Below are 11,507 nucleotides of genomic sequence, written 5' to 3'. Positions count from 1 at the left end.
GTGCTGGACGCGCCGACCTACGACGGACCTCGCGCCCAGACCACCCTGGAACGCCGGCACCAGGTCCACGGCCTCCTCGACCAAGGCGTCGGCCTGCTCGAATGCGCCCGCCGCCTGCAACTGGCCCTGAACACCGTCAAACGCTACGCACGAGCCGACCGGCCCGAGCGCATGCTCCGCGTCCCGAAATACCGCACCAGCCTCGTCGAACCCTCCCGTGAACACCTGCGTAAACGCCGGGCCGAGGACCCCTCCGTCCCCGTGGAGCACCTCTTCGAGGAGATCAAGGCCCTCGGCCTCACGGGCTGCCTCAACCTCCTGCACAAGTACATCAGCCAAGGCCGCGCGGACGCCGACCGCAGCCACATCTCCCCGCGCAGGCTCGCCCGGATGGTGCTGACCAGGCCCGACAACCTCAAAGCCGAACAACACGAACTCCTGGCCAAGCTCACCGCCGCCTGCCCCGAAATGACCCAACTGGCCACTGGGATCAGGGACTTCGCCACGCTCCTCACGCCGCACGTCGATAACGCCGCCGCGCTCACACGCTGGATCGCGCAAGTCCGAACAGCTGACCTGCCCCATCTGCATGCCTTCACCCGGGGCCTGGAACGAGACCATGAAGCCGTGATCGCCGGGCTCACGCTTCCGTACAGCAACGGCCCCACCGAGGGCGTCAACACCAAGACCAAGCGGATCGCGCGTCAGATGCACGGACGAGCAGGCTTCGCCCTGCTCCGCCACCGCATTTTCCTCAGACAGCAGCACTCTCCGTCACCACCGAATGTGAGACAGGGCCGTTGATCGGACACTCCCTTCAGGTGTGTCGTCGGCGCACGGTCGAGTCTCGTGGACCGTCCGTGCACCATGCCCATAGACCAGCCGTTCGCTCTCATTCCCCTTCTGTCGGTACCCCTGGGATTGTCGCGTAGCGGTCGCGCATCGCGTCGCTCGCGGCGGGCCCTGCCGTGAAGACATACGCCCTGCTGTCGTCGAGCGAGCGCTCCGTGATCACCTTATGCCGCGCGTGCTGTTCCGGTCGGCTGTCCCGGCCGGTTGCCGCCCACCCCAGGGACTCCATTCGGTGTCAGCCATCCCCGCGGCCGTACTCGTCGTGTGCTCCTCTGTCCCTGCGTGTGCCGCTGAGGGAGGAATAAGAGGGGCGAATCGGGTGAGCGGGAAGGGCCGCAGCGGGCCTCACCGGCCTGCAGCGGGAAAGCTGGGGCAGTGGCGGGAGGAACCGGGAGGCGGGCGGTGAGCGACGAGGCGGCATCCACTGGACGGATCATGGCCGGGGGCGATGGGTCGGAGCAGTCGAAGGCAGCCCTGCGGTGGGCGGTCGCTCAGGCCGAGCTCACCGGCGGCGTGGTCGAGGCGGTCTTCGCCTGGCAGAACCCGTACTACTGGTACGGGTGGAGCCCTCCCGAGGAGGGGCCCTTCGACTTCGATAAGCAGGCCCGCAGCAGCCTCGCCAGGGCGATCATCGATGCCATCGGCCTCGACCAGCCGGTGCGTGTCACGCAGCGCGTCATGGAAGGCAACCCCGCGCGTGCCCTGCTGGATGCCGTCCAGGGGGCGGATCTGCTGGTCGTGGGCAACCGGGGACACCGAGGGTTCACCCACGCACTGCCGGGATCGGTCGGCCAGCACTGTGTCCAGCACGCACCGTATCCCGTCGTTGTCATCCGCGGCGCCGAGATCCGGTGAACCGGTCTGCGGCCCGGACCTCTACGTCGAGCAACAGCGGCTCGCCGTGCACCCAGTCCCCCCGACCGTGTCTCGCCCGGTGGGTTTTCCAGCCCGGCGAGATGGGGGCCCGCCCGGCCCACCAGCAGCTGAGGGAGACGGGCGGTGGGGCGAGATGAACGCCGAAGCCGGTGGGACCGCGGTGGTGGAGATCGATCCGGAGGAGCGCCTGGAGCTGCTGCTGCGGGATCTGCGCAGCACACGGAAGGGCCTGTCCTCGCGCGAGGCGGCTCGGCGACTGGTGCGCTACGGGGCGAACGAGCTGCGGCGGCGTGGTGGCAGGCGCTGGCCGGGGGAGCTGGCCCGGCAGGTGACCCACCCACTCGCGCTCCTGTTGTGGGCGGCCGCGGTGCTGGCGTGGTGGGCGGGGATCGCGGCGGTGGCGGTGGCCATCGTGGCAGTGATCGTGGTGAACGCGGCGTTCGCCTTCGTGCAGGAGATGCAGGCAGAACGGGCCGTGGAGACGCTGGCCGCCTACCTGCCTACGCATGCGACCGTGGTGCGGGACGGGCAGGTACAGCAGGTCGAGGCGGTCACCCTGGTGCCCGGCGACGTGCTGGTGATCGAGGAAGGGGACCGCATCTCGGCTGACGCGCGGCTGACCAAGGGCGGAATCGAGGTCGACCTGTCGCCGCTGACGGGCGAAGCGATGCCTGCCTACCGTGCGGCCGACCGGGTCGACGTCCATGTGCCACTGTTGTCGGCGCGCGACCTGGTCTTCAGCGGGACCACGTGCACCGAGGGCGAGGCCAGAGCGGTGGTCTTCGCGACCGGTATGCACACCGAACTCGGGCGTATCGCGGCGCTGTCCGAGCGTGTCGAACGGGAGATCAGCCCGCTGGAGGCGCAGGTCCGGCGAGTGGCGTGGCTGATCGCGGTGATCGCGGTGATCATGGGGGTGGCGTTCTTGCCACTGGCCATGCTCGCGGCGAAGCTGCCGTTCCACGACGCGGTCGTCTTCGCCGTCGGCCTGCTGGTCGGCAACGTGCCCGAGGGATTGCTGCCGGTGATCACACTGGCTCTGGCGCTGGGCGTGCGGGAGCTGGTGCGGCGTGGAGCGGTCGTCAAACGCCTCAGTGCGGTGGAGACGCTCGGTTCCACGGATGTGATCTGCACCGACAAGACCGGCACCCTCACCGAGAACCGTATGCAGGTCACCGTCGTGTGGACCGCGGCGGGTCAGCAGGAACTCGTCGGCACCGCTGCCGCCGGAGAGCCGCCGGGCGACGCGGCGTTGCGTGCCCTGGCCACCGTGGTGACATGGTGCAACAACGCACAGCTGGATGCCCCCGGCGGTCCGGTGGGTGATCCCACCGAACTGGCGCTGCTGGCAGCCGCCGGGGATCTGGGCTGCGCTGTCAGCACCGACGAGCGGGATGCCGGGCGCCGCTGCCAGTTCCACTTCGACCCCGTACGCAAACTGATGTCGACGGTCGACCAGCGCGACGACGAAGGATGCTGGATCGACGCCAAGGGAGCCCCCGAGGCGGTCCTGCCGCTGTGCACCACCGTCAGACTGGCCGACGGCACGATTGGCCCGCTCACCGAGCAACGACGCCGCACGATCGCAGGACAGGTGGACGCATTCGCCCGCCAGGGCCTTCGTGTCCTGGCCGCGGCCGAGCGGCAGTTGGCTGCTGGTGCCGGCTTACCGGAACGTCGCGAGGAGGCCGAAGACCGGCTCGTCTTCCTGGGACTGACGGCGATGGCCGATCCGCCCCGCCCGGAGGTGGCCGACGCGGTCGCCCGCTGCCACAGTGCCGGTATCCGGATCATCGTGGTCACCGGCGACCACGCCCTGACCGCGACTGCGATCGCCGGCCAGGTCGGCATCGGCGGCCCGGAACCGAAGGTGGTCATCGGCGACGTACTCGACCGCATGCCCGAACACGAACTCGACCAGCTCCTGCGCCACCACCGGGAGCTGATCTTCGCCCGCACCTCCCCGGAGGCCAAGCTGCGGATCGCCGACGCGCTGCGCGCCGAAGGCCACGTCGTGGCGATGACCGGCGACGGCGTCAACGACGCACCCGCCCTGCGCAGGGCCGACATCGGAGTCGCCATGGGCCGCTCCGGCACCGACGTGGCCCGTGAGGCGGCCACCATGGTGCTCACCGACGACAACTTCGCCACCATCGTCGCCGCTGTGCACGCGGGCCGCCGCGTCTACGACAACATCCGCAAGTTCGTCTGCTACATCTTCGCCCATACCACCCCGGAGGTTGCCCCGTTCCTGGTCTTCGCCGTGAGCGGTGGGGCCGTACCGCTGCCGCTGACCGTGCTGCAACTGCTGGTCTTCGACGTCGGCACCGAGACCCTCCCCGCGCTCGCCCTGGGCCGGGAGAAGGCCGAGCCCGGACTGATGGACCGCCCGCCCCGCCCCCGCTCGGAAGGCGTCATCCGCGGCTCCATGCTGCTGCGCGCCTGGCTGTTCCTCGGAGTCATCTGCGCCGCCCTGCAGCTGACCGGCTTCTTCGCAGTGCTCTGGCACGCAGGCTGGCAACCCGGCGCCCCCACTGGTCCCGGCACGCCGCTGCACCACGCCTACCAGCAGGCGACCACCATGACCTTCCTCGGCATGATCGCCGGTCAGATCGGCACCGCGTTCGCCGCCCGCACCGAGCACGCCTCGCTGCGCTCGATCGGCGTGTTCTCCAACCCCTTGCTGTTGTGGGGCATCGCCTTCGAACTCGCCCTCGCCGCCGTCGTCATCTACACCCCGCCCCTGCAGTCTCTTCTGGGCACCGCCGCCCTCACCCCCCGCATGCTCGCCTTCGTCGTCCCCTTCCCCTTCATCGTCTGGGGCGCGGACGAACTACGGCGCTGGCTGCTGCGGCGCCGACGGGCCGTCCGGGCAAGGTAGTGGTGCGCAGGCCGCCGACGAGAACGCCGTTCATGATGTCGGGCCGGCCGACAGGAACAAGGGACCCGGGAAGACACCCACCTCATCAGGAGCCGGACCACGGGCATTTGGCAGACGGCGACCCGGCCCGGTGTCGCCTGCACTCCCCGGCCACCCGTGCGCCGCTTCCGAGCCGGACAGCCTCGTCGCCCGCGGGCGGCCTGGGGCCACCACGGTGGGACGCGTCCCCGGCCGGCTGCTCAGCCCGCCAGGGCTTGGGTGTGCATGAGAGGAGTTGGGTTCACCGGCCCTCGGTGTTCCCGGTGACCGGTCCGGACGTGGATGCTGGACACACCCACGGGTGCCGCTCTTCAGGACGGCATCGGGTGCGAGACCGGTCGGCCGCTGCGAAGAGCGCGATCGACGTCCTCGCCGGTGGGCTTCTGTCGCGTGAACACATCCTGTCCCACCACAGTGGACTCCCACGCCTCCACCGTGGCGGAGCGGGTCGGCAGCCAGGTGCTGAGGATGCGTTCCGGGTCTGCCAAGAATTGGCCGCTCCAACTCGTGACCGAGCCTACGTTGCCGTGTTCGTTGCGCCAGGCGACTGTCCAGCCGAGAGCGATGCCGTTCCCCGGGCTCGTAGGCCCGTCATGGCGCCCGGTGAGGAGGTACGTCCCCGGCGTGTGTCCTGCGGGGTGCCTCTATGTACTTCGTCAAGGCTGTGCTGCCGCGTTTGAGTTGTTTGTCTGGGTCATGTGGTGAGGGTGATGGTGGGGGTTCGGGACTCGTGGAAGGTGCCGTCGCGGGGCATGGCGAACAGGGCGCTGATGCGTTGGCGGGCGAGGCGGAGGAGTGCCTGGGTGTGGGTCTTTCCGCGGGTTCGCTGGCGGTTGTAGTAGGTGCGGGAGGCGGGATCGGCGTTCATGCAGGCGAAGGCGGAGAGGAACATAGCGCGTTTGAGCTGCCGGTTTCCGCCTCGTGGGGCGTGTTCGCCGTGGATCGATGTGCCGGACGATTTTGTGGTGGGGGCGAGGCCGGCGTAGGAGGCGGGGTGGGCGGCGGAGGGGAAGCCGGTGCCGTCGCCGACGGTGACCAGCAGGACTGCGGCGGTCCTGACGCCGACGCCGGGCATCGACGTCAGGACCGGAAAAAGAGGGTGTGCCTCCAGCAGGGCGTTGATCTGGGCTTCCAGGGCCCGGCGCTGTTCGTGGACGGCGGCGAGCGAGCGGGCCAGGGACGGGATGACGATGTCGAGGGTGCCGGTCCCTGGCACGACCACGGTCTGTTCGTCGAGCGCGTCGAAGACGTCGTCGATCAGCCGCTGTGCCATGCGCGGGGCCTTGGGACGGATGAGCTCGACGAGTCTGCGGCGGCCGGCCTTGCGCAGCGCGGCCGGGGAACCGTGACGTTCCAGGAGCCAGGTGACGGCCTGGTGGTCGAGACGGGCGCCCAGGATGCGCTCCAGGCTGGGGTGGAACTGGGTGAGCAGGCCGCGTATCCGGTTGGAGGTGCGGGTGGCCTCGGCGGCGAGGTCCTGGTCGAAGCCGACGAGGACCGTGAGTTCGGCGGTGATCTCGTCGGTGAGTCCCAGCGAGCGCAGGGTGTGCGGCATGGTGCGGCCGGCGTCCGCGATGACCGCGGCGTCCTTGGCGTCGGTCTTGGCCTCGCCCGGGTAGAGGTCGGCGATTCGTCGCATCGCCAGGCCGGGCAGGTAGGCGACCTTGCAGCCCGCGTCCCTGACCACGGTCAGGGGCAGGGCGCCGATGGAGGCGTGCTGGTCCACGATGACCAGCACGGTGCCGAACTTCGCGGCCAGTTTGTCGAAGACGGCCCGCAGTTTCGGCTCGGTGTTGGGCAGCGGCTTGTCGAAGACCTTCTTCCCGGCCGGGGTGAGCCCGTGGCCGTGATGAGTGGTCTTGCCGACGTCCAGGCCGAGGAACACGCCCACGTCTTCGGTGTCGAACATCGCCCCCTTTCCGGGGAGTTGAACGTGCCGGCCTCGGCATGGGTGTCGTACGCACGCATCCACGTTATGCAGACCTGCCGCCCGCGAACTGCCCGGCATTGCGCCGGACCGGACGGTGGCCGGACCTCTCATCAGCGTCTCCGACGGCACCTCCCGGGCCCGGCGACACCACCCCCCAGGTCATGCCTTCCAATGCCGTTGCTTTTGGAGCCGGCAGAGCGTTGGGCCGTTCGTGTTGGTATCGCGTCTGGAGCGGCTGGGGTTGGGGATCTTGACCCGGTCGTGTCCGCCTGAGGTGGTGGACCGGGTCGTTGCCGAGGCGGGGTGCGGGGAGAAGCGCCGCCGCCTGCTGTCGGCCCGATTCACGGTGTACTTCGTCCTTGCGTTATGTCTGTTTCCGCGGGTCGATTACCTTGAAGTCCTTCGGCTGTTGAAGGCGGGCGAACCGAGGCTGAGGCCGTGGTCAGGAGTGAACAAGTCGTCCCTGACCAGGGCAAGGCAGCGGTTGGGCTGGACGGTAATGCGCGACTTGTTCCGTGAGGTGGCCCGGCCGCTGGGAAGCAGTCCCGAGCTCTTTCGCGGTCTGAGCGTTCTGGCCGTCGATGGCATGCTGCTGGCGGTTCCTGACTCGGCCGGCAACCGGGAGGCGTTCGGCAAGTCCGGCTCCCAGCGCAGCCCCATGGGCTATCCGATGGCGCGAATGGTTGCTGTGGCGGAATGCTCCTCGCACGCGGTGCTGGACGCGGTGATCGGCGGCTGGAAGGACTCCGAGCGGATCGTGTCCGACGAACTGGAACGGCATGTCGGACCGGGCACGTTACTGCTGGCCGATCGCGGATTCTGGGGCCTGGCTCGCTGGCACCGACTTCGTGACCAGGGTGCTCACCTGCTGTGGCGGACGGAGCGGCGGATGGCCCGGAGGGTCGAAGACGTTCTGGCGGACGGAAGCTATCTGGCCCGGATCCAGGCGAACAAGCACAGCAAAGCGGCCGGGACCGTCAAAGCCCCGCCGGCCCCGGTGCGGGTTGTCGAGTACCGGATCGACGGTCAGGCCGAGGTGATACGGCTGATCACCAGCCTGATGGGCCACGAGAAGTACCCAGCTGCCGAACTCGCCGAACTGTACGCGCGACGCTGGGAGATCGAGCTCGTCCTCGACGAGATCAAGACCCACCAGCGCGACAGACCTGTCCTCCGCTCACAGACCCCCGATGGTGTCCGGCAAGAGATATTCGCCCACCTGATCGTCCACCACGCCACCCGGGACCTGCTTGTCGAGGCCTCCGTTGTACCACTCTCCGTCAATGGGCATGATCTTCTCTCCAGCGGCGCCGGCGTGAGCGAGGGAGTAGCCGAGCTCGCCGCCCGCCAGCACATGGCCCGCGCCGAGGGGGCCACCGAGCGCCCACGCTGGCCAGTGATCGTGGTGCGCACCCCCAAGGGCTGGACCGGGCCGCGTGAGGTGGCCGGTGTGCCGGTCGAGGGCACCTGGCGCGCCCATCGGGTTCCCCTTGCCGAGGCGCGCACCAACCCCGCCCACCTGCGGAGGAATGGCTGCGCTCCTAACGGCCCGAGGAACTCTTCGATGATCACGGCCGCCCCCGCACCCAGGTGCTGGCCCACATCCCCGAAGGTGAGCGGCGGTTGGGTGCCACCCCGCGCGCCAACGGCGGCCTGCTCGCGCGCGAGTTGCCCATGCCGCCGCTGGAGAAGTTTGCGGTGCCGGTGGAGATCCCTGGCGGCAGCCTGCACGAACCCACCGCCGTGCTCGGCGGCCTCCTCCAACAGGTGATGGCCGACACCGTCCGGCGGCGAGACTTCCGCGTCGTCGGCCCCGACGGGACCGCCTCCAACCGGCTCCAGGCCCTCTACGGCGCCACCAGCAAGGCGTGGCAGGCCGAGTTCCTGCCGAGTGACGAACACCTGGCCCGCGGCGGCCGGGTGATGGAGATCCTCTCCGAGTACACCTGCCAGGGCCGGCTGGAGGGCTATCTGCCGACCGGCCGGCACGGCCCGTTCTCCCGCTACGAAGCATTCGTCCAAATCGTCGACTCCATGGCCAACCGGCACATCAAGTGGCTGCGTACATCGTGCCGCCTGCCCCGGCGGGCCCCGGTCGCCTCGCTGAACCACCTGTTCACCTCCCACGTGTGGCGCCAGAACCACAACGGCTTCTCCCACCAGGACCCCGGATTCGTCGACCACGTGGTGCGCAGCCGCGACTATGTCGACCTCGTCGTCGCGGGCAAACAGCCCTGCCACGACTGGCTGTCGCTGGGCGAGGCGCGTGCCCACTGAAGATCCGCCATCTTGAAGATGCTGTTCACGGTGCTGGTGTGAGTCGTTGTTTGTGTACTCGTGCTGATCGTGGGCGGTTGTCGGGCGTGAAGATCATTTGCCCTGTGTGTCACCGTCCGCTGTCTTTCAATCGGGCGTTTGACAGTGAACCCAGTCGTTTCGGCTTCCTTGCCGGCGAACCTAGCCTCGATCGTTCATGAGTCCTCGTCGGTGTGCTGACGGGGGCTCTGCGTTCGCGAGGTGCGGTTTTTTCGGGGGTGGGGCAGGTTGACGGCCCGGTTATCGCGTCGGGTGGGCGCCGGGTTCCACTGCGCCGGTGAGGTGGTTCGGGTTGTCGGGACGGGTGAATTGGCTGGTCAGCCGGGGTTCGGGAGGATGTAGAGCCTGTTGATCGCGTGGGTGATGACGTCGGTCCAGGGCCATCGGGTGGGGAAGCGGAGCCAGTGGCGGCGTCCGGTGTTCACGAGTTGGGCGGCGGCGGAGAACAGGCGCCGGCGAAGCCGTTTGGGTTCCCAGCCGCGGGTTGGGCCGGTGAGGGCGAGCCTGGGCATCCAGGCGAGGAGGTCGAGTGCGAGGGAGACGATCTCCAGCCAGATCCGGTTCTGTGCGGTGTCGTGCAGGGGCAGGTTGCGCAGGCCGGTGTCGCGGGCGCCTCGGATGCGGTCTTCGCAGCGGGCCCGTCGGCGGTGACGCAGTTCGAGGTCGGCGAGCTGTCCGCCTTTGGTGTTGGTCGCGAAGCAGGTCAGCCGCAGCCCGTCGAGGTCGGTGAGGCGCAACTGGGCGCCGGGGTGTGGTCGTTCCTTGCGGACGATCAGCCGCATGCCCTTGGGTCAGGTGCTCAGGTCGGGCATGTCGGTGATCTCGGCGACCCAGGCGCCGGGCCGCTCGGTGCCTGGGCGTCGTAGGCCGGTGTCCACGCCTTCTTCGGGAGCTTCAGCACAGCCTGGTGGAGGGTGTCGGTGATGGTCATTCCGACGGAATACGACAGCCACCGGCCTGGCCTGGAGAGCCAGTCGAGGAAAGCGTGGGTGCCGCCGGCGGAGTCGGTGCGGATCAGTGTCTGCCGTCCCCGCCGCAGGTGTGTGGGCAGTTGGGCCAGGGCGAGCCGGGTGGTGGTGATGTGATCGCTCGCGGTGTTGGAGCCTGCGTTGCCGGGACGCAGCAGCGCGGCCACCGGCTCTCCGGAACCGGCCTGGCCGTGGTCGACGAACGCGACGAGCGGATGATGGCCGAAGGTCTTCTTCCAGGTCGCGGTGGCTTCCTGCTTCTCGGAGTGCGCGAGGACCAGCACGCCGTCGATGTCCACGATCACGCTGCCGTCAGAGGTCGGACCGTCCGCACCGGCCCGCTCCCAGACCCGCGACCGTACTTGGGCCCGCGCCGACCGGATCGCTGTGAGGGCCTTCGGTCCGGCTGCGGCGAGGACGTCGATGAGCCGGGAGACCGTGGGGTCGGATGCCACCGGGCCGAACACGTCGGGCTCGGCCCTCAGCATGGCGACGTCGGCGAGGCAGTCCCCGCCCAGAGCCGTCGCGAGCGCGACATCCGGCAGGATCTTGCCCGGGTCGTGCACTGTCCGCGGCTTGCGCCACGGCGCCAGCGCCGCCGATATCGCAGTGTCCAGGCCGGACTTGCGGACTGTCTCGACCAGCAGCACCGCCCCGGCCTGCGAAACCGTCCCGCTGCCATCGCCCTCGACGCGGACACGCGGGTACAACCCGATACGCTTGCTCACCTGGAGAGTGCTTCTTTCCGTGCAGCCAACAGGACCCTAGACAAGTCCCATCGTTGCAGGTCAGAAGCACTCTCCGCTTATTTGATCAAGGCATGGACAGGTCCACTCGGTCGGGTAGCGGGGACGCATTGCTGCGTCCCCGCCCCCTCAGAACCGTGCTTGCGCCTTCCAGCGCACACGGCTCAAGCGGACCTGTGGCCGCTCAGTTCGGTGCCATTCTTCCGGTCACCGGCGTGCAACTGCCGGTGGCACAGAGTGTGTACGACTTCCAGATTGTCGAGGCGGTCGCTTCCACCTCGGCTGCGGTATTGCAGATGGTGCACGTGAATTCCCCGGTATGAGGCCGTGAACCAGCGAGCCCAGTCGTTGACGTCATCAGGGTCGTACCCCGCGCCTTCGACCAGGTCCTGCCCGCATCTGGGGCACAGTCCCTTCTGTCGGGCCGCCAGCAGAAGGATCCGTTTGGATTCCACTCCCGGCATCCGCTTTCGGGCTCGTTTTCTCCAGTAGCTGTCCAGTTCCGCGTCGTCCCGGGAGGAGTTTCCCTTGACCATCACGTGCCGGACGATTCCGGTCCAGGCGAACTTGGGCAAGTATCCGGTTTCGGAGCCGAATACCCACCTGTCCTCTCGACTTTTGTCGAACTTCCCCCAATACCGCTCCCGGAGCCAGCGAGGCGTCTTCCGTCGATTGCAGTAGATCACCCACCTTCTCAAGGCGTGGTGCGTGAAGTCGTCCAGCTTCCTGAAGGTTTCCTTCGAGACAACGTGCCGATAGTAGATGGACCACCCTCGAACAAGGGGGCTGAGGGCACCCGCCAGGCGTTCGGCGGGTGCGCCCCGGTGTTGTCGGATGATGGCCTTCATCTTCTTCTTGACCCGTTGTACTGCGTCCTTGCTCGGTTTGATGATCAGCTT

The 11,507-nt window shown here is 68.5% G+C and carries 5 protein-coding genes and 5 pseudogenes; 5 read left to right on the top strand and 5 right to left on the bottom strand.

The window, feature by feature from the left end; all coding sequences use genetic code 11:
* Nucleotides 1-804 carry a transposase gene (locus AB0P17_RS32605; protein WP_365816598.1) on the top strand — a complete coding sequence of 268 codons (804 nt, stop codon included), beginning with the start codon at nucleotides 1-3 and terminating at the stop codon, nucleotides 802-804.
* 88 nt (nucleotides 805-892) lie between these two features.
* Here AB0P17_RS32605 and AB0P17_RS32600 read toward each other — a convergent pair.
* A pseudogene (locus tag AB0P17_RS32600) lies at nucleotides 893-1,009 on the bottom strand (transcriptional regulator); the annotation flags it as partial.
* 245 nt (nucleotides 1,010-1,254) lie between these two features.
* Here AB0P17_RS32600 and AB0P17_RS32595 point away from each other — a divergent pair.
* The gene (locus tag AB0P17_RS32595; RefSeq protein ID WP_365816596.1) at nucleotides 1,255-1,707 is read left to right on the top strand and encodes a universal stress protein; all 453 of its coding nucleotides are present in this window, start codon (nucleotides 1,255-1,257) and stop codon (nucleotides 1,705-1,707) included.
* Between the two features lie 154 nt (nucleotides 1,708-1,861).
* Complete coding sequence (locus AB0P17_RS32590; RefSeq protein WP_365816594.1) at nucleotides 1,862-4,609, top strand: cation-transporting P-type ATPase; 2,748 nt, start codon at nucleotides 1,862-1,864, stop codon at nucleotides 4,607-4,609.
* A 350-nt stretch (nucleotides 4,610-4,959) separates the two neighbouring features.
* Here the strand turns inward: AB0P17_RS32590 and AB0P17_RS32585 are convergent.
* Nucleotides 4,960-5,253 (bottom strand): annotated as a pseudogene (locus AB0P17_RS32585) (avidin/streptavidin family protein); the annotation flags it as partial.
* Between the two features lie 89 nt (nucleotides 5,254-5,342).
* Nucleotides 5,343-6,557 carry an IS110 family transposase gene (locus tag AB0P17_RS32580; protein ID WP_365816591.1) on the bottom strand — a complete coding sequence of 405 codons (1,215 nt, stop codon included), beginning with the start codon at nucleotides 6,555-6,557 and terminating at the stop codon, nucleotides 5,343-5,345.
* 115 nt (nucleotides 6,558-6,672) lie between these two features.
* On the opposite strand from AB0P17_RS32580, the pseudogene AB0P17_RS32575 reads away from it, so the two are divergent.
* Together AB0P17_RS32575 and AB0P17_RS32570 are read left to right on the top strand one after the other, a co-directional pair.
* Nucleotides 6,673-7,812 (top strand): annotated as a pseudogene (locus tag AB0P17_RS32575) (IS4 family transposase); the annotation flags it as partial.
* A 123-nt stretch (nucleotides 7,813-7,935) separates the two neighbouring features.
* Nucleotides 7,936-8,852, top strand: a pseudogene (locus AB0P17_RS32570) (phosphoketolase); the annotation flags it as partial.
* Nucleotides 8,853-9,211: 359 nt separating this feature from the next.
* Here the strand turns inward: AB0P17_RS32570 and AB0P17_RS32565 are convergent.
* Nucleotides 9,212-10,590, bottom strand: a pseudogene (locus tag AB0P17_RS32565) (IS1380 family transposase).
* Nucleotides 10,591-10,772: 182 nt separating this feature from the next.
* Nucleotides 10,773-11,507, bottom strand: a 735-nt coding sequence (locus AB0P17_RS32560; protein WP_365816589.1) for a group II intron maturase-specific domain-containing protein, incomplete at its 5' end; no start/stop codon positions are given.

The organism is Streptomyces sp. NPDC088124, assembly GCF_040685895.1.
Lineage (GTDB): Bacteria > Actinomycetota > Actinomycetes > Streptomycetales > Streptomycetaceae > Streptomyces.
Note: the sequence above shows the minus strand (reverse complement) of the source record. Positions and strands in the feature narration are given on the sequence as shown.